The sequence below is a fragment of the Niallia alba genome (genome assembly GCF_012933555.1).
Classification (GTDB): domain Bacteria; phylum Bacillota; class Bacilli; order Bacillales; family Cytobacillaceae; genus Niallia; species Niallia alba.
Window position 1 is genome coordinate 4,470,359 of sequence record NZ_JABBPK010000001.1, and the last position, 21,945, is coordinate 4,492,303.

General features: G+C 37.2%; 18 protein-coding genes and 1 pseudogene. 5 read left to right on the forward strand and 14 right to left on the reverse strand.

What is annotated here, in order from left to right; genetic code table 11:
- Window positions 1-53: 53 nt before the first annotated feature.
- Both HHU08_RS21205 and HHU08_RS21210 read right to left on the reverse strand, forming a co-directional pair.
- A complete protein-coding gene (locus HHU08_RS21205) occupies window positions 54-1,886 on the reverse strand; it encodes a hypothetical protein (RefSeq protein ID WP_169189261.1) in 1,833 nt (610 codons plus the stop codon).
- A gap of 178 nt (window positions 1,887-2,064) precedes the next feature.
- A complete protein-coding gene (locus HHU08_RS21210) occupies window positions 2,065-3,162 on the reverse strand; it encodes a GntR family transcriptional regulator (RefSeq protein ID WP_169189262.1) in 1,098 nt (365 codons plus the stop codon).
- Between the two features lie 570 nt (window positions 3,163-3,732).
- Between HHU08_RS21210 and HHU08_RS21215 the strand changes: the two are divergent.
- The 3 genes and pseudogenes from HHU08_RS21215 (at window position 3,733) to araA (ending at window position 7,521) form a co-directional block, all read left to right on the forward strand.
- Window positions 3,733-5,344, forward strand: a pseudogene (locus tag HHU08_RS21215) (xylulokinase).
- A 21-nt stretch (window positions 5,345-5,365) separates the two neighbouring features.
- Window positions 5,366-6,061 carry an L-ribulose-5-phosphate 4-epimerase gene (locus tag HHU08_RS21220; protein WP_169189263.1) on the forward strand — a complete coding sequence of 232 codons (696 nt, stop codon included), beginning with the start codon at window positions 5,366-5,368 and terminating at the stop codon, window positions 6,059-6,061.
- A gap of 41 nt (window positions 6,062-6,102) precedes the next feature.
- Window positions 6,103-7,521: an L-arabinose isomerase gene (gene araA, locus HHU08_RS21225; protein WP_169189264.1), complete on the forward strand. Its 1,419-nt coding sequence runs from the start codon at window positions 6,103-6,105 to the stop codon at window positions 7,519-7,521.
- Window positions 7,522-7,620: 99 nt separating this feature from the next.
- Here araA and HHU08_RS21230 read toward each other — a convergent pair whose 3' ends face one another.
- The 11 genes from HHU08_RS21230 to HHU08_RS21280 form a co-directional block, all read right to left on the reverse strand.
- Window positions 7,621-7,794, reverse strand: coding sequence for a hypothetical protein (locus HHU08_RS21230; protein WP_169189265.1), 174 nt, complete (start codon window positions 7,792-7,794; stop codon window positions 7,621-7,623).
- Window positions 7,795-7,939: 145 nt separating this feature from the next.
- Complete coding sequence (locus tag HHU08_RS21235; protein ID WP_235678854.1) at window positions 7,940-9,280, reverse strand: M20/M25/M40 family metallo-hydrolase; 1,341 nt, start codon at window positions 9,278-9,280, stop codon at window positions 7,940-7,942.
- A gap of 23 nt (window positions 9,281-9,303) precedes the next feature.
- Window positions 9,304-10,578: a M20/M25/M40 family metallo-hydrolase gene (locus tag HHU08_RS21240; protein WP_169189267.1), complete on the reverse strand. Its 1,275-nt coding sequence runs from the start codon at window positions 10,576-10,578 to the stop codon at window positions 9,304-9,306.
- Between the two features lie 38 nt (window positions 10,579-10,616).
- On the reverse strand, window positions 10,617-11,612 hold the full coding sequence (locus tag HHU08_RS21245; RefSeq protein WP_169189732.1) for an ABC transporter ATP-binding protein: 996 nt from the start codon (window positions 11,610-11,612) through the stop codon (window positions 10,617-10,619).
- Window positions 11,599-12,618: an ABC transporter ATP-binding protein gene (locus HHU08_RS21250; protein ID WP_101729493.1), complete on the reverse strand. Its 1,020-nt coding sequence runs from the start codon at window positions 12,616-12,618 to the stop codon at window positions 11,599-11,601. The genes HHU08_RS21245 and HHU08_RS21250 overlap by 14 nt, the downstream gene beginning before the upstream one ends.
- 15 nt (window positions 12,619-12,633) lie before the next feature.
- On the reverse strand, window positions 12,634-13,539 hold the full coding sequence (locus HHU08_RS21255) for an ABC transporter permease (RefSeq protein WP_169189268.1): 906 nt from the start codon (window positions 13,537-13,539) through the stop codon (window positions 12,634-12,636).
- A 56-nt stretch (window positions 13,540-13,595) separates the two neighbouring features.
- Window positions 13,596-14,546 (reverse strand): ABC transporter permease, encoded by a 951-nt coding sequence (locus HHU08_RS21260; protein WP_101729494.1) that lies wholly within the window; start codon window positions 14,544-14,546, stop codon window positions 13,596-13,598.
- 151 nt (window positions 14,547-14,697) lie between these two features.
- Window positions 14,698-15,774 (reverse strand): ABC transporter substrate-binding protein, encoded by a 1,077-nt coding sequence (locus HHU08_RS21265; RefSeq protein ID WP_169189269.1) that lies wholly within the window; start codon window positions 15,772-15,774, stop codon window positions 14,698-14,700.
- Window positions 15,775-15,951: 177 nt separating this feature from the next.
- Window positions 15,952-17,295 (reverse strand): IS1380 family transposase, encoded by a 1,344-nt coding sequence (locus HHU08_RS21270; protein WP_118977697.1) that lies wholly within the window; start codon window positions 17,293-17,295, stop codon window positions 15,952-15,954.
- 84 nt (window positions 17,296-17,379) lie between these two features.
- Window positions 17,380-17,877: an ABC transporter substrate-binding protein gene (locus tag HHU08_RS21275; RefSeq protein ID WP_205835670.1), complete on the reverse strand. Its 498-nt coding sequence runs from the start codon at window positions 17,875-17,877 to the stop codon at window positions 17,380-17,382.
- Between the two features lie 28 nt (window positions 17,878-17,905).
- Complete coding sequence (locus tag HHU08_RS21280; RefSeq protein WP_016203508.1) at window positions 17,906-19,243, reverse strand: CapA family protein; 1,338 nt, start codon at window positions 19,241-19,243, stop codon at window positions 17,906-17,908.
- 233 nt (window positions 19,244-19,476) lie between these two features.
- On the opposite strand from HHU08_RS21280, the gene HHU08_RS21285 reads away from it, so the two are divergent.
- Window positions 19,477-20,772, forward strand: coding sequence for a helix-turn-helix domain-containing protein (locus HHU08_RS21285; protein ID WP_016203509.1), 1,296 nt, complete (start codon window positions 19,477-19,479; stop codon window positions 20,770-20,772).
- Window positions 20,773-20,917: 145 nt separating this feature from the next.
- On the opposite strand, the gene HHU08_RS21290 is transcribed toward HHU08_RS21285, so the two are convergent.
- A complete protein-coding gene (locus HHU08_RS21290) occupies window positions 20,918-21,202 on the reverse strand; it encodes a hypothetical protein (protein WP_016203510.1) in 285 nt (94 codons plus the stop codon).
- A 162-nt stretch (window positions 21,203-21,364) separates the two neighbouring features.
- Here HHU08_RS21290 and HHU08_RS21295 point away from each other — a divergent pair, with 162 nt between their 5' ends.
- Entirely contained in the window at window positions 21,365-21,892 is a 528-nt protein-coding gene (locus tag HHU08_RS21295; RefSeq protein ID WP_205835671.1) for a CDP-alcohol phosphatidyltransferase family protein, read from the forward strand.
- Window positions 21,893-21,945: the final 53 nt, after the last annotated feature.

Consider the following 21,945-nt stretch of genomic DNA (forward strand, 5'->3'; position numbering starts at 1 on the left):
CGGTTTTGAAGTGAAGTCAATGACCTCACAAGAACCGTCCCTCTGCTTCCTCTTTATCTACTTAATAATTGTTTGGCAAATCGGCGTTCTTCTTTATCTTTTGTGGTTTTTGTTATTGTTTTTAGTGCATCTTGTATAGCTGGCTGATTCCAGACTGATGGAGACCAGTTCTCTAGTACAGTTAGTGCTTGCCAGCGTAATCTTTCATTCTCTGATTCGAGCGCTACCTGAATTAACGGTAAACCTACACCCTCAAATTCTTGCAAATCTTGAATAATGAATTCTAAACATTCTTGTTCTTCTATCGTTAACCTTGGTAAAGGGAAACGCGTTTCTGCAAAAGCACAGAGCTCTTTAATAAGCTGAATATCTTTTGTCTCCATTATTGCGGCAAATAAAGCACTGTTTGACGGTTCCTTCTTTAGTATTTTAAGTAATAAAGAAGTGATGTCCAATTGATAGAATTGTGCAACCTTAATCGCTCGAAAATCAACTTCTGAGTCCTGTTTCAATGCATCAAATGCTAAATGTGACCATTTAGGATTATCTAAAAATGGTTGAAGTGCTTCTTGAAGTAACGTACGTTCATGCTGTTTCCATTGCTCCTTCAAACGTTCTTCCCAAATTTCTTCATCAGCATGTAGAAATTCACTTATTTTTAAAAACGGATAGAAATCCTCCAAGTTTTCACAATGAGTATGTGCATGGTAAAGGAAACGTGTCAGCACAGCAGCAGCATAAGGATAGTTATCGATACCGTCTGGATTTGACTCATCTAATAAACCTTCAATAATCATGGCTGCTCCAGTGTATAGTTCCTTCGAAATATCCTTTTCATAGAGTGCCACATCTAACTCTCCCTTTGTAGCACAACGCAGAGCTATAAAATCAGCAAATTTCCTATTTTCACAACCCTTGGTAAGCAGCCAATATTTCATTTCAGGCGTTTTGGCTTCTACGAGCTCAATCGCTGTTATTTTACCCATCCCTTGGACAGACTGAACCAGACTCCAAATTTGATCATTTACTCCCTTCCCTCCATTTCTTATTGCAAATATAACATATGGAGTAAATTCATCGTGCAAGCCAATTGTATATAAGAGATCTTGATATTCTTCGCAATTGGTAAAACCAAGTACAAGGATAGCAAATTTGACAACATCTCTATGTGCAGCATGTTCGAGAAGCCATAGTGCCTCTTGCTGTAACGCATGCCCATCCAATTCAGCTTGCCCTAATTGCTCAATGAGCTCATCTCGATAGATAGCAATATGATCAAAAATAATTTGGTCGTATGTCGACTTTCTCGTTTTTACAGTAGGGTGTTCCAGCTGCTCTTTAAAAAGTTTCATTAGTCTATTCATAAATAAAGGTGTCGGTGGTTCATTCACGATAATATCAAATAGACCTGGATCTAATCTTGGTTTATCTGTACCAAAAAAGTAGTCATCATCTGGTAGCTGTCCATCTACTATTCTATGATTTGCTTGTACTTGTTTTTGGATATAGGGAACAATTTTTTCTTTATGTTCCCATGGAAGGAATTCAAGCTTTTCTGATTTATTTATAATAATCTCATGGTCAATTTTGATGATACAGTTTAGTTTAATATAGCCACCAATTTTGACAGAAACCTTATGCTTTTTCCCATCTTCTAATGTAAGAGTTCCTGATAACTTTGTGTAAGGAATAATATGTGAAAATAAAGACTTTCGTTTATTTTCATCAACTGTTATTCCATCAATGATTAGAAACTCTTCTTTCATTTGATTGATAACTTCAATACAATGTCCTTTATAATCAATGGTCCAGACCTTATGAACCTCTTTTTCCATATCCCTTTTTAAATTTTGCATTTCATGTTTTAATTCCTCTTTAAGACTCATGAACGTCCTCCCTTTTTCAATCCATAGCTAAAAATGGATATAATAGTATATCAAACCATTTTTAACTATCTTTCATCTTTCTATCTATTAAATACTATCTTCTTCTTATAGGAAAGCCTATTAAGCAAAATTGTCTGAGAAAATATACAAATGGACGATTCTTGTAAGTCGAATGACCTCACAAGAACCGTCCCTCTGCCTCCCTAATCGTTTCCCCTTCTATTAATTCAGGCTGATAGTAATTTTCATTTAGTAAATCTTTTTTTCCTTGTAATTTCTTAATAATCCAATCAGCTGCATCGTGTCCCATTTTTTCTTGTGGGTGTGTTAAAGTTGTAAGTTTTATATTGGCATTTTTAGCGATATAAGAATTGTCCTGACCAATAATCGATAATTTGTCCGGTATCGGAATATCAAGTTGTCTGCATACATTTACAACTTCCAATGCAACTTCGTCGTTATAACATACAATGGCAGTCATTTCTTCGATATTCTCGATTAAAAACCCCTGCAAGTTTACATTTAAATCCAACTTAGTCTCTGTAGTAAAAGAAAAGACATGTTCAGCCTGAAAGCGCAGCTTGGCTTCACCCAGTGCCTTGATATATCCCTTCATGCGAAATTTCCCTTGTAAATCATCCATTTTTGCAATAAGACCAATTTTAGTATGCCCTTTTGAAATTAATTCATTTGTTGCGAGATAACTGGATTCTACGTCATCGAGGCAAAAGAACGGAACTTCTAATTCCTCATAATAGGCATTGACCATAATAAACGGAACATCTTGTTCCTTGAATGATAAATAGTAAGCAATATTGGGGTTGTATAGATTACTCTTCGTAGGTTCAACAATTAATCCATCTACTCCAAATGCCAGCATCATTTCCAACGCTTTTTTTTCTTGTTCTACATCATTATTTGTACTAGCTAACAGCAACGAATACCCCTCTGCATTCAATCTCCCTTCAATGCCACGAATAATGGAAGGGAAAATATAATCTGAAATATAGGTGGTGATTACACCAATTGTTTTATTATTTGATTTTCCACTTGTTTTGGACTGATATTGATTAGAAACATACGTACCCGAACCTTTTTCACTTCTGAGAAAGCCTTCATTTGATAGCTCTAAAATCGCCTTTCGAACAGTATGACGGCTAACTTTATACTTTTCTTGCAAGGTTGTTTCAGTAGGTATTTGTTCACCTACGCGATAGTCACCTGAAAGAATCTTACTTTTTATATCATCAATAATAATCTGATACTTTAATTTCAATTAACGCACTTCCTTCATTGTTGATTGCTACCATTTAAAATATTTAAAAGTCCATCGTTTCAATTAAAACTAATAAAGGGCGAAAATAGTCCCCCGATTAAAACGCTTCTTTATTTGTATGGTCACATTTTAACATAAGTATGAATGAAACTAAATATACTATCAACATACAAATACCATACAATTTTTAAAAAACAATTTTTTTTGATTTTTTTATTAAATAGATAAAAAAACCTTTATTACAAAGATTAAGATAAATACAAAGTATAAGCTTGCCCATTCAATACGAACAAATTTATTTATCATTGACAAAAGTACGTACATATATTATCGTGAATGTGTAAAGTTTTGAAATAATAAAAGGCTGTTTTCGTAAAATTCGTTGCGATTACCCGCAACTGGAATACACTTCCGCTGAGCCTATAGGAGTCTACGTGTATTCTGGCTGCTCCATTTTTCCAACTCATTCTTTTTTTTCGATTGAAAAACAACAATCCTTTAGAAAACATCCTAATAAAAAGCAACTCCAATCGATTACAGTATATGAAATCGCTATCAAGGAGGGAATATATGAAAAACAATCAAACAAACACGAAACAAGCAATTGTTGACGGATTAACCTCACTTGGAATTGAATTCGGTTCCACTCGGATTAAAGCTGTATTAATTGACCATAACTTTGAAACGATCGCATCAGGAAGTTATGAATGGGAAAACCTTTTAGAAGATGGATTTTGGACGTACAATTTAGTGGATATAATCACTGGCTTACAAACAGCTTATAGTGAAATGAAACAAGAGGTTGAACGTAAGTATGGGATTACTATTCGCACAGTTGGTTCTATTGGATTTTCAGCTATGATGCATGGCTATATGGCCTTTGATCATACTGGTGAACTACTTGTTCCTTTTCGAACATGGCGCAATACAACAACCAGTAGAGCTGCAAAAAAATTAACCGATACATTCCAATTCAATATTCCAGAACGTTGGAGTATTGCCCATCTTTACCAAGCAATATTAAACAATGAAAAGCATATCCCGCGAATCAACCATATCACCACTTTAGCTGGATATATCCATTGGTTATTGACTGGTCAAAAGGTAATTGGTATCGGGGATGCTTCCGGTATGTTCCCAATTGATGAAACTACAAAAGATTATAATGAAGCAATGATCGAGCAGTTTGAAGCATTAATTGCCATTAAGGAATATCCCTTGGAAGCTAAAAGATATCCTTCCTAAAGTCGCTATTGCGGGAGAACAGGCAGGAGAATTAACGGAAATAGGAGCAAAAATTCTAGATCGTTCACGAAATTTACAACCCGGTATTCCACTATGCCCCCCAGAAGGTGATGCAGGCACAGGGATGGTCGCAACCAATAGTGTGAGAAAACGGACTGGAAATATTTCTGTTGGAACTTCCGTTTTTGCCATGATCGTGCTAGAAAAAGAGCTCTCAAAAGTTTATCCAGAAATTGATATCGTTACAACTCCAGATGGAAGTCCAGTTGGAATGGTCCATGCGAATAACTGTACGAGTGATTTAAATGCTTGGATGCGATTATTCCGTGAATTTTCAGAGGCAATGGGACAAAAGGTTGATACGGATAAATTATTTAGAGTCTTATTGAACACCGCATTGGAAGCGGATCCAGATGGTGGAGGCTTACTTAGTTACGGATATTTTTCCGGTGAAAATATCACAGGTCTAGAAAGTGGGAGACCGTTATTCGTCCGCTCACCAGAAAGCCATTTCAATTTAGCGAATTTTATGAGAACACACCTCTTTACTGCCTTTGGTGCATTAAAAATCGGCATGGATATTTTGACAAAAAATGAAAACGTAGCAATTGATAGCATTTTAGGACATGGTGGTTTATTTAAAACCCCTGTCGTCGGTCAAAAAATTGTTGCAGCTGCTATGAATACTCCTGTATCCGTAATGGGAACTGCAGGTGAAGGCGGAGCATGGGGAATTGCTCTTCTTGCTTCTTATATGGTGAATAATAACGAGAATGCTAGTTTAGAAGATTTCCTCGACAAAAAAGTATTTAAAGAGGTTGATAACCAAGAAATTTACCCTGATTGCTTTGATGTAGAAGGCTTTGAGGAATTTATTGAACGATACAAAAAAGGATTGGCTATCGAGAAAGCAGCAATAGAAAATTTAATTCTTTAAGTCAGAATTGGAGGGATTAATATGTTAGAACATTTGAAAGAAGAAGTATTCTTCGCAAATTTAGATTTACCGAAACACGGACTAGTAAAATACACGTGGGGAAATGCAAGTGCGATTGATCGCAATAGTGGTCTATTTGTTATTAAACCTAGTGGTGTTGATTACGAAACCATGCAACCTAGTGATATGGTCGTTATTGATTTAGAGGGCAATGTAGTGGAGGGAGAATTGAACCCTTCCTCTGATACAGCTACTCACGCAGTTCTTTATAAGCATTATCAAGAAATTGGTGGAATTGTGCATACACATTCAACTTGGGCCACTATTTGGGCGCAATCCGGTCTAGATCTTCCTGCAATGGGAACCACTCATGCAGACACCTTTTATGGTGCTGTACCATGTGCTCGCTTTTTGACTCAAGAAGAAATTGATCGTGGTTATGAGGAAGAAACAGGTCAGGTAATCATCGAAACATTCGAAGAACGCGGATTAGATATATTAGCCATTCCTGGAGTTTTACTTCATGGTCATGGTCCCTTCACATGGGGCAAAGATGCCAAATCGGCCGTAATGAACAGTGTTGTATTAGACGAAGTGGCGAAGTTGAATTTATTTACACGGGAATTAAACCGTTTTTCTCAAGAATTGCCTCAACGTATTTTGGATAAACACTATTTACGAAAGCATGGAAAAAACGCCTATTACGGACAACAGTAATGCAATCTATTAAACAATAAAATTCGAAAAGAGGGACATATATGTCAACGAGCAAAGTATTTTGGTTTGTTGTAGGTTCACAACATCTTTACGGAGAAGAAGCGTTAAAAGAAGTCAAGGCACACGCACAAACAATGACAGACACTTTAAATGAAAGTGGACTTTTACCATATCCACTTGTTTTACAAGAATTAGCGGTCAGTGCAGATACTATTACGAATGTTATGAAAGAAGTCAACTATCGTGATGAAGTGGCTGGTGTCATCACTTGGATGCATACTTTCTCTCCTGCGAAAATGTGGATTCATGGAACAAAACTATTGCAAAAACCATTGCTTCATTTAGCAACACAATACAATGAGAGTATCCCTTGGGAAACGATTGATATGGATTTTATGAATCTAAATCAAGCAGCACACGGTGACCGAGAATATGGTTTCATCAATGCCCGTTTGAAAAAACAAAATAAAGTAGTTGTAGGTCACTGGCAAAGAGCAAAAGTACAACAGCAGATTGCTGATTGGATGGACGTAGCAGTAGCTTATAATGAAAGCTTCCATATTAAAGTAGCTCGTTTTGGGGACAATATGCGTAATGTAGGGGTTACAGAAGGCGATAAAATCGAAGCACAAATACGATTTGGTTGGACAGTTGACTACTTTGGAATCGGAGACCTTGTCCAATATGTAAATGAGGTAAGCGAAACAGAGATTAATGATTTATTTGCAGAATATGAAACACTCTATGAATTGGATTACGGCACATATAGTAAGGAAGATTGGGAAGCTAGTGTGAAAGTACAAGCAAGCTACGAAATTGCGATAAAACGTTTTCTAGATGAAGGCGGATACAATGCTTTCACAACTAACTTTGAGGATTTATATGGCATGAAGCAACTTCCTGGTCTGGCTGTCCAACGTTTGATGGCACAAGGATATGGTTTCGCTGGTGAGGGTGATTGGAAAACAGCTGCACTTGATCGCCTTCTAAAAGTAATGAGCCATAATGAATCAACAGGCTTTATGGAAGATTACACCTATGAATTAGCGGTTGGTCAAGAGGCAGCTCTTCAATCACATATGCTGGAAGTCGATCCAACTTTAGCAAGGACTAAACCTAAAATGATTGTATCTCCGTTAGGAATTGGCAATCGCGAAGATCCCGCTCGTTTAGTTTTTGATGGGAAAGCTGGAGACGGAGTCGTTGTTTCAATGGCTGACTTCGGTACGCATTACAAACTATTAATTAATGAAGTATCAGCATTTGAACCAACTGTTCCAGCACCAAATCTACCTGTAGCCAGAGTGCTATGGACAATTAAGCCAAATTTCCAAGACGGCGTGAAAGCTTGGATAGAGAATGGCGGAGGTCACCATACAGTTGTTTCCTTAAATTTAACAACCGATCAAATTATCACTTACGCAAAACTTGTTGGATTGGAGTATGTGGTAATCAAGTAATGGAAGCAGGGGGACTCCCTGCATTGCTAAAAGAAATAGAGGGACGGTTCTTGTGTATGATATGTCCTCACAAGAACCGTCCCTCTGCTTCCCCATCATTCATCCCATTCCTCCTGGTCCACCGCTGGAATTAACTCGATTATAATGTACTACTTCTCCTAATTTTTCTGCTTGTTTGTTTTCATCAGGTGCTGTCATGCCAGATTTCTTTTCGAAAAATAGAACAAGGCCCATCACAATTGCTATTGGTGCAAATAACCATAAAAATATCATTCAAACACCTCCATCATACATATATGATTGATTATTCATAATATTCATACGTTATGGTGGTGCAATTGGTTTCATTTAATTGGCAAAATACAGGAGACAGCTGTTGCGAGTCGAATGTCCCCACAAGAACCGTCCCTCTGCTTCCCTATGCATAGCTCCGTAATACGGATGCCATAAACTTTATTCCTTCTATATAGTCGGTTAGGTTTATGTTTTCGTTTGGTGCGTGGTTTTGGGAGGTTGCGTTGCCTACTCCGAATCCAAGGGATGGAATGCCGAATTTTTGACAAAGGTTATACATAGGACCTGTTCCAGCTTGCGAGCGTAAGACTTGTGGCTTTTGGTCATAGAACTGCTGAGCAGTGCTGACAACTTTCTCGACAAGTGGATCAGTTAATTCAGTTGTGCCTGCTCTTTGCCCTTTTAACTTGATAACTTCGATGTCACCAAATCCGTGTTTAACTAAATGCTTTACCAATAGATCGTAAATTTCTTCTGGATCTTGTTCTGATACTAGACGGAAATCGAGTTTTACTTTTGCAGTCGAGGGAAGAACCGTTTTAGATCCTTCTGCTGTATAACCAGATTCGATCCCGCAAATCGTACAAGTTGGTTGAAAAATTAATTTTTCTTTCAAAGGAAAACCAGTTAAATTATTTACATAGTTTTTTAACCCTAAATTTTCTAAATCAGCTGCTTCATCAAGTTCCATTTCTTCTGTCAGCTTTCTTTCTTCCTCTGTCAAAGTTTTGACTTTATCATAAAATCCCTCTATTAATACTTCTTCTTTCGTATTTTTCAATGTAGAAAGGGCCCATACTAATCGCCAAGCCGGATTTTCCACGATGGCTGCTTTCGCTGAATGCAAGTCAATATTAGCCCCTTTAGCTCTTAACTCTACATACAACATTCCTTTGCAGCCTAAAGTAATCTGCAGTCTCCCATCTAATGTTTTAAATCCATTTTCCCAAATACATCCATCTGCTTGGATTTTTTTAGGATTATTGATAATAAACTCTTCTAGATGAGGGCTGCCGATCTCTTCTTCCCCTTCTACCAAAAACTTCAGATTAATCGGCAATGTACCATATACTGCTTGATACGCATGGACAGCACAAATTCTAGAGAGAAGTGTTCCCTTATTATCAGCAACACCTCGTGCATATATTTTTCCATCACGGATCTCTGGAGTAAATGGATCACTTAACCATTGATCAATCGGGTCTTCTGGCTGAACATCATAATGATTATAAAAGGAGAGAGTTTTCTCCTTGCCATTTTGTATCTCCCCATAAACAACTGGATTTCCTTCTGTTGCCACTAACTCTACTTCTGCCCCTAGGTTCTTCAAATGGTGCTCAACCATTTCGGCTGTCTCCTTAATCCCTCTATTTTGCGCGGCTACACTCGGTTGCTCGCAAAGATCGAACAACCATTTTACATACATTTCTTTATGATCTTCAATATATTGATATACTTCTTTCATAGTTGAATTCTCCCTTATACCATTTAACATTTTGATTTATTCTTCTCCAATAATGATGAGGTAACCTGTTCTAATCCAACTAAACCTAGAATTGTTAATAAGATTTTTTGTGCACCAATGTGGCCATCTGTAGGATTATAATACTCTTGTAATGTATGGAATCCTCCCCCTTCACCACCTCCGCCAAGTGTTAAGGCAGGAATACCTAAATGAATAGGAACATTAGAATCGGTACTGCTTGCTTTATCTAAAATCGGCTCAAATCCTAGAACGGATGTCGCACATCGAGCAGCTTGCACTATAATAGCATCATTATCTTGTGATCCTGCTGGACGATCACCTACTTTTTCTATTTGAAGACTTACTTGTGATTCTACGTTCCATCGAGCATTTTCTTCTTCTTTGGCTTGTTCCATCAAATGCAAAAACTTACTTTCGATTATTTCTAGCTCTTCTTGGGAATTGGAGCGCAAATCAACTAACATTTCTGCTGTTTCGGCAATGGTGTTAACAGAAGTTCCCCCTTTAATCACCCCTACATTAAAAGTTGTTTTTGGTTCGGCAGGTGGCTGCAAATCAGAAATTTTAGCAATAGCCCTCCCTAATGCATGAATAGGACTGGGAATACCAAAATTTCCAAAACTATGTCCACCTGGCCCTGTAAATAAAACGTTAAACCTTTTACTTCCTGTACCTAAATAGGTAATACGGCTTGGATCTCCGGGCTCGATGGAGATAAATCCATCTATATCTTGGCGATTGTCAAACAATGCCTTCACTCCTCTTAAATCACCCAGTCCTTCTTCTCCAACTGTCGCGCCAATGATGAGATCTCCTTCTGTCTTTATCCCTGCTGCAGTGAGAGCACGGATAATCGTTAAGACAACGGCTAACCCTCTCCCATCGTCACAAATCCCAGGAGCATAAATTAACCCGTTTTTCCGTATTGCCTTTACATTCGTTCCTTTTGGGAAGACAGTATCTAGATGTGCACAAACAACAAGGGAAGGACCATTCCCACTTCCAGGCAGCACCCCAAAAACATTCCCTACCTCATCTGTAGATACTCCTTGAACACCTAGCTCTACTAATCTCTTTTTATACCACTTTCCTTTTTCATCTTCTTCAAAGGTTGGTGCTTCTATTTCCGTGAGCTCAATTTGTTCCTCAGTCGTTGCTTCATTATCTTCTTTTAAAAACGCTAGCGCTGTTTTGACTTGCTCATTCTGGGCAAGCTTTTTATATACCTGTTCCACCTTTTCTGTAATAGCCGCTGTTTTTTGTTCTACATTTTCCATGTAAATGAACTCCCTCTCCATTAATTTCTTTTTTTCGGTTAATCATATAAATGGCAAGCAACGACATGTTTATCGTTAACTTGTAATTTTGTAGGTACATCTTGCTTACATCGATCCATTGCAAATGGACATCTTGTATGAAATACACATCCTGTTGGAGGATCCAATGGTGAAGGCAACTCTCCTTTCAACTGTATTTTTTCTCGTTTTCTTTTTGGATTTGGGATTGGTACGGAGGATAATAAGGCTTTTGTATAAGGATGCAATGGATTTGCAAACAATTCATCCGTAGTTGCTTCTTCCATCATTCTTCCTAAATACATAACTCCAATCCGGTCTGAAATATGTCTTACAACACTAATATCATGGGCAATAAACAGATAGGTTAATTGATACTCTGCTTGAATTTCTTGCATAAGATTAATAATTTGAGACTGAATGGAAACATCTAAAGCAGAAACAGGTTCATCACAAATGACTAACTTCGGATTAGCAATAAGAGCTCTTGCCAGCCCAATTCTCTGTCGTTGGCCTCCGGAAAATTCATGTGGATATCGATAATAGTGATCTGCTTGTAAGCCAACCTTTCCCATAATATCCATCACCTTATTCGTATGGTCTTTTTTATCGCCAATCGAATGAATTATCAGGGGCTCTTCTAATGTATTTCCAATTCGTTTTCGCGGATTGAGAGAAGAATAAGGGTCCTGAAAAACCATTTGTATTTCTTCTCTCATCTTTTTTAATCCCTTACCTTTTTGCTGAAAAATATCTTGATTTCTATAAATAGCTGTACCTTCCGTTGGATCAGTTAGTCTCATCAATGTTTTGCCTGTTGTACTTTTTCCACAGCCCGACTCCCCAACTAATCCATATGTTTCTCCTTCATATAATTGAAAGGAAACATCATTGACCGCCTTAACATAATTTTTTATTCCTCCCAGTTTCCCAAGAGGACTTTTTATAGGATAATATTTTTTTAACCCTTGCACATCCAACAGGATTTTCTTCTCTTGTTGTTCAGCTTGAAACATTTGCATAACATTCCTCCTCTTGCGCTATTTTTTCAAAGTGCCAGCATCGAACCTTTTGATTAGAGGAGGTTTCGGTTAAATCTGGTGCCTTTTCTAAACATACAGAATCAGCAAACGGACATCTTGGTGCAAACCTACAGCCAATTGGTATACTATCAAGGGAAGGAACAGTACCTTCGATTACATGCAGTTTTTGTGAACGATCTCCCTCCATTTGTGGAATGGACTTGATTAATCCTTTTGTGTAAGGATGAAGGGGGCTTTCAAATAAACTTTCTACACTAGCTTCTTCGACGATTTGGCCAAGATACATAACTACTACTCTATGACAAAGCTCTGCCACCACACCTAAATCGTGGGTAATAAACATAACGCCCATCTCAAGCTTTTGATTGAGCCCACTAATTAAATCCAATATTTGCGCTTGAATCGTCACATCTAATGCTGTTGTTGGTTCATCAGCTATCAGCAATTTAGGCTGACATGCTAATGTCATAGCGATCATGACACGTTGTCGCATACCGCCTGATAAATTATGAGGATAGTCATTAACGCGCTTTTCCGGCGACGGAATACCAGTAAGTTTTAGCATTTCGACTGCTCTTTCATAAGCTTCCTTCTTGGTGACATCTTGATGAAGCATGATCGCCTCTGCTATTTGAAAACCAATTGTTAACACAGGATTTAAAGAACTAAGAGGATCTTGAAAAATCATGGAAATATCATTTCCCCGAATCATCTGCATTTTCTTTTTTGAGAGCTTTAATAAATCTGTCTCTCCTTCGAAAAGAATCTCTCCTTCATATTTCACAAGATGCTTTTCATCAAACAGGCGCAGAACCGATTGGGAAGTAACACTTTTCCCACAACCTGATTCCCCTACTACTCCAACGATTTCCCCTTTATTGATTTGAAATGAGACACCATCTATTGCCGTCACTTTTCCTCTTTCTGTAAAAAAGTGAGTTTTTAAGTCTTTCACATCCAATAACGTATCCGAACTCATGCCCTTCCCTCCTTACTATCTTCCTTTTTTCCCTTTGCTTATATTAGGATCTAATAAATCTCTTAAACCATCTCCTAACAGATTTAGTCCCAGTACGGATAGAATAATAAGAATCCCTGGAAATACAGTCATCCACCATGCATTAAAAATGACAATTTTCCCATCATATAAAATGTTCCCCCAACTTGGGTTGGGAGCTGGAATGCCCGCACCTAGAAAGCTTAACGCCGCCTCTGTAATGATGGCATCTGCGAAAATAAAGGATGCTTGAACAACTAATGGGGAAATCGTGTTTGGCGCAATATGCAGAGCAATAATTCTCCAAGTACTCGCTCCTTGCGCTCTAATCGCTTCAATATAAGTCTCTTCTCTTATGACCAATGCCGTAGATCGAACAATTCGAGCTACGTTAGGAATAAAAACAATCACAAGGGCAATGACTACATTTTGTTTTAATGGTCCTAATGCAGCGACTAAAGCAATGGCTAATAAAACTCCTGGAATAGCCATTAATCCATCACAAATGCGCATCAAAATATTATCCAATGTTTTAAAATAGCTTGCGAGTAACCCGATAATTAACCCAATTAAGCAGGCGAAAAATGCTACCATCGCCCCTATTCCTAAGGAGACTCTTGCACCATATGCAATTCGGGAAAGCAAGTCTCTCCCAAAGTTATCTGTTCCTAGTAGATGATCGACACTTGGAGCTTTCAGACGATTTTCCACTTGCATTTCATATGGACCGTATGGAACAACGACCGGAGCAATAAGTGCTATTAATGTTAATAGCGTTAGAATAACTCCCCCCGTTACAATCAGCTTATTACCTATAATTCTGTGAAAAAGTAAAAGACGTTGCTGCTTTTTTAAATCATTCTTACTTTCTATAAACTTCAAATCTCGCTCTAATACACTCATCCATTCCCCTCCTCTGCTGTTTATCGCTAAATATCACCATTTTTCACCATAAGCTTTTATTGCCTCTCCAATCTCACCCTTGGATCAATGACGCCATATAATAAATCGACGATTAAATTAATAATGACGTAGATGAAGGTCACAAACAGCACTACTCCCTGAATGACCGCATAGTCTCTTCGCTCTACCGAATTAATGATTAATTGCCCAATTCCTGGAATATTAAAGATTGTTTCTGTTACAACAGCCCCAGCTACCAATGAGCCAAAGGTTTGACCAATAACCGTTAATATAGGAAGAAAAGCATTTCGAAGGGCATGTCTATAAATAATCAGTTTTTCTGTAACACCTTTCGCTCTTGCTGTTTTTATATAGTTGGTATTTAATGTTTCTAATAAACTTGAGCGAGACATTCGGGAAATCAATGCTGTATGCATCGCTCCAAGGGAAATAGATGGCAAAATTAAGTATTTTAAATGTTCCCATATCCCCTCACTCAATGGCCGATATCCTGCTACAGGTAACCATTGCAGTTGAACACCAACGAGCAATACTAAAAACAACCCTAGCAAAAAACTAGGTACACACATTCCCAATAAAGATATTCCCATTATCGTCTGATCCGTTCCTGTCCCTCTATGCATGGCAGCTAGAATACCAAGTGGCAATGAAAAAACTAACGATATTATCCCAGCTAAAATAGCTACAGAAATGGTTGGACCGAGATGACTGGTAATTGCCTCAAGGACAGGCATTTTCATAAAATAAGAAACACCAAAATCACCTTGAACCGCTCCTTTTATCCAGTTAAAATACTGTTCGATGATCGGTAAATCCAATCCCATTTCCATTCGCAATTCCTTAATTTGCTGTTCTGTTGCTTCCTCTCCAAGGAGAACAGCAGCAGGATCGCCAGGCGTTAAGTGAATGATAGAGAAGATAACAACCGATACAACAAATAAAACGGGTAGTAAAGAAAACAATCGATTAACAAGATACATTTTCATCTAATTTCCTCCTTTTACATTCGATGAAAATAAGAAAACTTCCATCAGTGGCGCCTTACCCACTGATGGCTAGTGGCACTTACCTCCTAAAAAGGAACAAGAGTTATAGCTAAGCATTGTCCTATTTAAGTGAGTTATGAAGAAAATGAATTTACTGCGTTTTTTTTACGTCCCATAAAATAGGTCCTTGAAATACAGTGAAGTCCTCCAATTTATCTGTAGCCGTGATAATACTTGCATAATGTCCAAATAGGGTATAAGGAACATAGTCATTCCACATATAGGATTGCATCTCAGCCCAGAGTTCTTTTGCTTCCTCTTTTGTTGCTGCTGTACGAATTTTTTGCAAGGAAGTTGTCATTGTTTCATCATTTGTCCAGCCTACATAATCTGGGTTAACTACTAATAATTGTGATGGCGTGGTAACATAGCCAGTACCTACAATTAACAAATCCCAATTTTCTGGATTAGCACGTTTTTCGGTCAAAGTTGGCCAATCATAGAGTTCTAGTGACACTTTTATTCCCATTTGCTCTAACTGTTCTTTTAATACAACAGAAGAATTGTATTGATGGTCATAATCCCTTGTAGAATAGAGAATAATTTCTTCGCCATTATACCCAGCATCTTTTAGCATTTGTTTCGCTTTTTCTACATCACCTAAGTTAAAGACTTCTTTTCCCGCATCTGTAGCCCAGTCTTTTTGTTCTGGACTCATATAACCAGGATCTAAATTATATAAATCTTCACTACCAAAGCTGGCAAGCATAATAGCATTCGCATTAATACCAGTATTAATTGCTTTTCTTATCTCCGGGTTTGTCATTATCCCTTGCTTTTTGTTATAAGCTACATTCAACGTTCCAGAATCGAAGGAAGCAAAGGTTTTAAGATTTGGTGTATTCTTTAATTGCTCATAGTTATCAAAAGGCATGCTATTTGCAATATCATATTCTCCTGTTTGAATGCCAGCTAGTCTTGTAGACGAATCTGGAACAATATGATAAGTAACATCATCTATATAGACGGTCTTTTTACCGGATAGACCACTGGATTCTTGCTCAGATGCTACATAGTCGGCAAACTTTTCTAACTTGATATATTGATCTTGTTTCCATTCCACAAACTTAAGTGGTCCAGTACCAATATATTCGGAAACCCCATCTTTACCAGCATCCTCTATTACTTCAGATGGCATAATAGCGGGAAACTGCCCTTTTCCTGCCATAATATCTAACACCTGAATCCGTGATAAAAAATAATTCTTCCGATAATTTTAGGAATTCCTTATTTTCTTGCCATTCGTACTAATTTAAGTTGGATTGATTGTTTTTTGTGTACACTAAATAAAACCTGCTTACCTATAATTTTTTTCAGGTCTTATTACCTATTCAGTTTCCTAGGCTTATGTTGTAAATGAAAGATACAGTCGTTTAAAAGTAGGAAACCAAGGACTATGATTTCCAAACTTTAAGTAAATTCTTCGGGAATGCTTTACCAATTTTGCAGCTAATGTAATCAAATTCTGGATAACCGTTTTTACTCGGCGACGGAAGACCTTTCTTTTAAGCGGCGCATCCCCTGATTTCAGGCTTTCTTGGCCAATAATCCGAAGGAGATTGTAGGTTAAACATCCAAGATGTAAGATTAATTCATTGGTGGCAAATTTCCCAGAAGGGAAACGTTCTAGGTCTAAATCCGTTTTTAATTCACTGTGGAATTGTTCACAAGTGGCATGTTCGTGATAAAGGCTAATTATTTCCTCTGTTTCATTAGGTAGGGTAGTCCAATAGCTCTCAAACTCAACATCTGGGATTAAGAGGATTTGGCCGTTTTTATCAATCGTTCTTTCTGTTACTTTATAGACTTGGCGAATGGCTTTTTTCATTCCCTTTGGAGTTGTTTCTAAAGCACCATAGAATACACGTTTTCCTTCTCGCTCCTGAACGCATTTACCGAATTGTTCAGCTACCATGAGCCAGTTTTCAGGCTTTTCACGGCGAGGATTTCGTTTAATTATGAAATCGGCCTTTTCATTCACACAAACTTTTAGGTTTTCGACACTATCGTTTCCTGCATCCATACGGACCAATAACGATAGATCAGTAATCATCCGAGAATATATAATACTTTTCTCGAGAAATTTCTCAGTATCCTTTTGAACGTGTGTGCTTCCCTCCCGAAGTTCCACATTTACAACGTAGCCTTCTTGACCCAAATAGGAGAAGTTAGGGGAATACCCGTCACATCCTTTGTATGTGCGACTAACCCCTTCTTTCTTAGTATTTGAGTTATCAAATGGCGATACATCAATATCCAGAGGTACGTATGATTTTTTGTCACTAGTAATTGTTGGAGTGACAGGAGAATCAAATTGCCGTATTAGTTTAGCCGATTCTTCCAGAACAATGGATTTCCATCCAGTCACCTTGGCAATTTGATCGAGTCGTTGCCGTAGTGTGGGACTTGATGGAACCACTTGAATATCCAATGCACGATAAAAGAAGGGATCATCTCGAAATTCTTCGATATGGTCGAAATCATTCTTACCTTGGCACAATAGACCCACATAAGAAGTGGTAACATCCCCATTAAGAATGGCCGGAGACGACTTGATTTCTGGGACCTTTAAGGATGAAAAACGTTTGTAAAATTTTGTTTTTGATAAAAGCAAACCTATTAAACCTAGACCCGAATGGGTCGTTAATGTATCATCGGAATCTTCTAAAATAAACTTAACCAATTTCAACACCTGCCTGGTGAAATAAAATTATCAACATAAATCAGCTGATAACATTATTATATCAGGATTTGTGGGCACATTTATTATTAATTACGTCACGGACTCAGGTAACACATCAGTAACGGCTTCAGCTAGTTTTAATGTGACCGTATACTCATCGGCTGTTTCAAATTTCCCTCCACTCAATAATAATTTTGCTCGAGAGGATTGCTCCAGCCATCTATTCATGGAAACAACAACATCTTCTGAAGTCATCTCTTTTCCGTTATGAAACGTTATCCCTTCTCTTAACTTAAACGTATAAGTTAAGCCATCCTCACTTGTTTCAATCGATTCTGCCAACATCGGCACTGCTTGTTGGTCCTTGTTTTGCGTAACCAATGTCTCATAAATATTTCTCATTATTTCAATAGCATCAGAAGAAGTAGTCAAATGAGCATCCAATGTTGGCGGCTGGACACTAATTGCAATATTCAAACTCCCGCCATAGGAATCTTCACTTGATGTCCCACCAGAACTTGAGGACTTACTACAACCAACACTTATAAGTAAAAATAAAACAGAAATAATCATTGCTAACTTTTTCAAAGCATTTCCCCCTCTATTAATATTAGAATTATAAAAAGATTCTGTCTATTTTAGCCGCAGTTATTTTTTCATTTAAACGAATGACTCCTATATTTCCTTCTATATTGATTTTTGTACCATATGGCTCTGAGAGTTTAGCTAGTCTTAGCAATATGTCCTGATTATCTGATAGAACTGGCCAACCTCTTTCATATCTGTCTTTACCATAGCCTAATTCCACTGGATAAAGCTTTAGCTCTATCAATTCTCCTTTTTCCATTGTCCAAACAGGGATGACTGATTCCCAGATTTTATGATTGATTCCGAATCCTATTGTGTTATTCTTACTTCTTTTATCTAAGGCATCTGCGACATTATCTGTATGACTTAATTGATACTTTTCATAAAAGTCTGTTGGCAAATAAGGAACAGTATCATTTTGAAAAATAAAATTACCCAAGCTATAAAATATTGGTCGATTTTTATAAATTTCTATCCCTCTTAATACATGAGGTCCATGTCCGATGACAGCATGTGCTCCTTCATCAATGCATACTCTTGCAAATTCCTCTAAAAACTGAGCAGGTAGTTCCTTCTCTCCTTTTCTCATTTCATGTGCGTGAATACTAACAATAATATAATGAGCTTGCCTTTTTGCTTGTTTGATACTTCTTATAATTCGTTTCATATCCTGCTCATCAGGAGTCGTCGATTGACCTTCTTCATTACTTTCTTCGAATAAATATTCGCCAAATGAATAGATTCCATCATTTCTTCTTAAGCGAAAACCTTCTTTAATTGACAATTCTTGGGTTGCATTTATATAAGTGGCTGAGGCAATTTTTTTTAAAGTGTTCATATTCTCTGATGTAATCTGGTGGATGGTATTATAACGTAGTGGATTGATGCCAGGTCTTCCGATCATGTCAGGGCGCTGCTCACCTGCCACCCAAGACTCATGAAAGGTTGATGTGGCTGATATCAAGGCAACTCTTCCCGTCTCCGCTTCCAAGTATCTTGGTTCGCTAGCATATGCCATATTCTGTCCAGCCCCTGCATGCACAAATCCTGACTGATTTAAATATTTTTCTGTTGCTTTTAGGCCATCAATAGAATAATCCAATGTATGATTATTCGCCCATGCTAACGTATTAAATCCATAATTCCTTAAATCAGACAGCAATTCTGGAGAACCCATGGCCCAAGTTCCTCCACTTACCGCTCCTGGGATGCCTTCATTCTGATGGAGCGTTACTTCTAAATTTGTAAATCGAAAATCAGCTTGATTAATGATGTCGGCAATTTCTTTATAAGATTTATTTTTTGCTGGAAGTTTACGAGTGATAAAGGAATCACCCGTTGCAGCAAATGTAATCATATCTTGCATTTTGCTCCCCCTTTATTTCCATCGTTATATTCGGAATTATTCCTTAATTGTTCCTTAAATTAAAGTATAGAGAGACAAATTATTAAAGTCAATAATGCATATTAAAAACACTGTTAGATTATCTGACATAAAAAATCCACCTATCATTTATTACAGAATTATTACGGAAATATAATTTGCAAACCTTTTATTTTGTATAGTATACTCTAGAAAAAGTACAGTTGGAGGCATACATGAAGGCAAAAGCTGGTCTGCTAGGACCAAAAGACTCGGTGCAAAATATAATGGAAATTGCTGCAGATTTTCAATCTAAGCTGGAAGTTATCCCCTATATTTATAACGAACCAAGTGAATCAGAAGCAATTGTGGAACAAAATCAGCATTTTGTTGATTTTTGGATATGTACAGGATATACCCCTTACTATCTAACGAAAAAATATCATAAACAACAATTATTCTTTTATCCACGCTTTAATCAAGGGTCCATCGCAATAATACTATTAAATATTCTATATAAGGATAGAAAAAATATTGAAAGAATTAGTATCGATAGTTTTTTTAAACAGCAATTTATCGACCTTTACCAGGAAAATCATATCCCTTTAGGCCAATTACATTTATTACATAATGTAGGACTTCCATCCAGTGAAATTGTAGAATATCATGCTAATCTCTTTCGAACTAGGAAAGTAGATATTTGTATCACCTCCCTACGTTCAGTTTATGAAAAGCTTGTTTCGATGAATATTCCTGTTTATCGAGTGACTGCTACAAAGGAAAATATTAAACAAACTATTAGCGAAGGATATGAAAAATGGGAAAAGTTTCATTTCCGTAATTCCCAAATTGCGGTCATGATGATAAAAATCGGGGAGATGATGGATACAGCAGCAAAGGATTCGATTTCCTATGATTTACATCGATTAAACTTAAAAATCCAAAACTCGGTATTAGATTTTGCCGAATCTGTTTCAGGATCTTTTATTACGACCGGCATTGGAAGCTTTCTTATTTTCTCTACAAGGGGCTCGATAGAAAGGAATAGCCAAGAAGGAAATTCTCTTCTTTTCCAGATAGAGCTACTCACAGATTCTAAAGCAAATGTTGGCATCGGCTATGGGGATACTGCCATGATTGCTGAAAAAAATGCAATCCTAGCACTTGAACACGCCGAAGCATATGGTACCTATACAGGATTTCTTGTCGATGATAAAGGAAATATCACCGGTCCTCTTCATCAAAAAAAGACGATTGGATTTAATTACAGAGTGACAGATGAAGAACTTAGCAATAAACTCAAAAAAGCTGGAGTAACCATTAGTACTTACAATAAAATGGCTTCTGTCCAAAAAAATTTAGGAAAGCACGCAATAACAGCAGCAGACATCTCGGAATGGCTTAAAATGACCGCGAGAAATGCAAGAAGAATACTTACCAACTTAGAAGAACAAGGACTTGCCAAAATAATCGGTGAAGAAGTTCCACTTACAAGAGGAAGACCAAGGAAGATTTACCGGATAGGTACATAAAAGCATAGAGATGGACGGTTCTGGAAAGGAATCACAAGAACCGTCCGTGGGCACTGAAAAACTGGCTAGTTAATGATGATGGGCAATAGCCACTTTTTAAACATAAGATGATGGATTTGTTTTCCGAGGCGTCCCTCTGTTTCCCTTAATTACTAATTACTTCTAGGAGTTGGTTAATGTCTTCCGCTGAAGCTGCATAAAGATGGGCATAATGATTAGATCTTGCTGTAAAATAGACATTGTGCTGCTTACCAGAATATCCGTATTTTAGTAGATTCGCATATTGCTCAGTACTTAGCTGTACTTCAATATTAATACCATTTGAATAATAAGATCCCGTATCATAAAAACAAGTCTCTTGAATTGGCTTCACATGAAAACCTTTGACATAACCATCAATATTTGAAAGCGTTTGATTATTAGAGTACATTTCACTTCTCTCCTTCTTTCCTTTATACCCCTATTTTACTCCAGTTACTTTGAAAACACTCCAATTTGTGTACTATTTCACATATATTTCATAATTCTTTTATATAACACACTGTTCGAACAAAAAAAGCGATATACTTTATACAGAATAGAGGTGAGTTATGTGGTACGTCTAATACCAAATATAATTTCTGGCATTAGAATCCTTTTATCATTGACCTTATTATTTTTCCATAGCGGATTGGGGTTTTGGATAGTTTATTTTATCTGTGGTATTAGCGATATGTTAGATGGCTATCTTGCACGGAAATTTCAAGTTACAAGTAAACAAGGGGAAGTTTTAGATACGATTGCAGATATGACGTTTTTAGCAATTGTTGGTATGATTGTCCTCCCATCTACCGTGCTTCCAATTTGGATCTGGAGTATGATAATGCTTATTGGATTGATAAGAGTTTGTGCTATGGCTATTGGCTATTATAAATTTCACACATTTACTTCCATTCATACATATGGAAATAAACTAACTGGTTTCGCCTTATTTCTCTATCTTCCATTTTTTTTATTAAATAACAGCATTTTTTTCTTATATACGCTTTTAGCGATTGCTCTATTGTCAGCAGTTGAGGAGTTACTTCTACAATGCTTATTAAAAGAAGTTTCAAGAAATAAAAAAAGTATATTTTTTTAAGTTAATGCTTGTTGACAAAAACCTAGAGGGATGGTTCAAGATACTGAAAAACT

Coding starts and splice junctions, on each gene's coding strand:
- HHU08_RS21245 (WP_169189732.1), bottom strand. CDS start 11,612: ATGTTTCAAGCTGAACAACAAGAGAAGAAAATCCTGTTGGATGTGCAA.
- HHU08_RS21285 (WP_016203509.1), top strand. CDS start 19,477: ATGAAGGCAAAAGCTGGTCTGCTAGGACCAAAAGACTCGGTGCAAAAT.
- HHU08_RS21240 (WP_169189267.1), bottom strand. CDS start 10,578: ATGGAAAATGTAGAACAAAAAACAGCGGCTATTACAGAAAAGGTGGAA.
- HHU08_RS21260 (WP_101729494.1), bottom strand. CDS start 14,546: ATGAAAATGTATCTTGTTAATCGATTGTTTTCTTTACTACCCGTTTTA.
- HHU08_RS21230 (WP_169189265.1), bottom strand. CDS start 7,794: ATGATATTTTTATGGTTATTTGCACCAATAGCAATTGTGATGGGCCTT.
- HHU08_RS21220 (WP_169189263.1), top strand. CDS start 5,366: ATGTTAGAACATTTGAAAGAAGAAGTATTCTTCGCAAATTTAGATTTA.
- HHU08_RS21250 (WP_101729493.1), bottom strand. CDS start 12,618: ATGAGTTCGGATACGTTATTGGATGTGAAAGACTTAAAAACTCACTTT.
- HHU08_RS21280 (WP_016203508.1), bottom strand. CDS start 19,243: ATGCAAGATATGATTACATTTGCTGCAACGGGTGATTCCTTTATCACT.
- HHU08_RS21265 (WP_169189269.1), bottom strand. CDS start 15,774: ATGGCAGGAAAAGGGCAGTTTCCCGCTATTATGCCATCTGAAGTAATA.
- HHU08_RS21235 (WP_235678854.1), bottom strand. CDS start 9,280: ATGAAAGAAGTATATCAATATATTGAAGATCATAAAGAAATGTATGTA.
- HHU08_RS21255 (WP_169189268.1), bottom strand. CDS start 13,539: ATGAGTGTATTAGAGCGAGATTTGAAGTTTATAGAAAGTAAGAATGAT.
- araA (WP_169189264.1), top strand. CDS start 6,103: ATGTCAACGAGCAAAGTATTTTGGTTTGTTGTAGGTTCACAACATCTT.
- HHU08_RS21290 (WP_016203510.1), bottom strand. CDS start 21,202: ATGTACTCTAATAATCAAACGCTTTCAAATATTGATGGTTATGTCAAA.
- HHU08_RS21205 (WP_169189261.1), bottom strand. CDS start 1,886: ATGAGTCTTAAAGAGGAATTAAAACATGAAATGCAAAATTTAAAAAGG.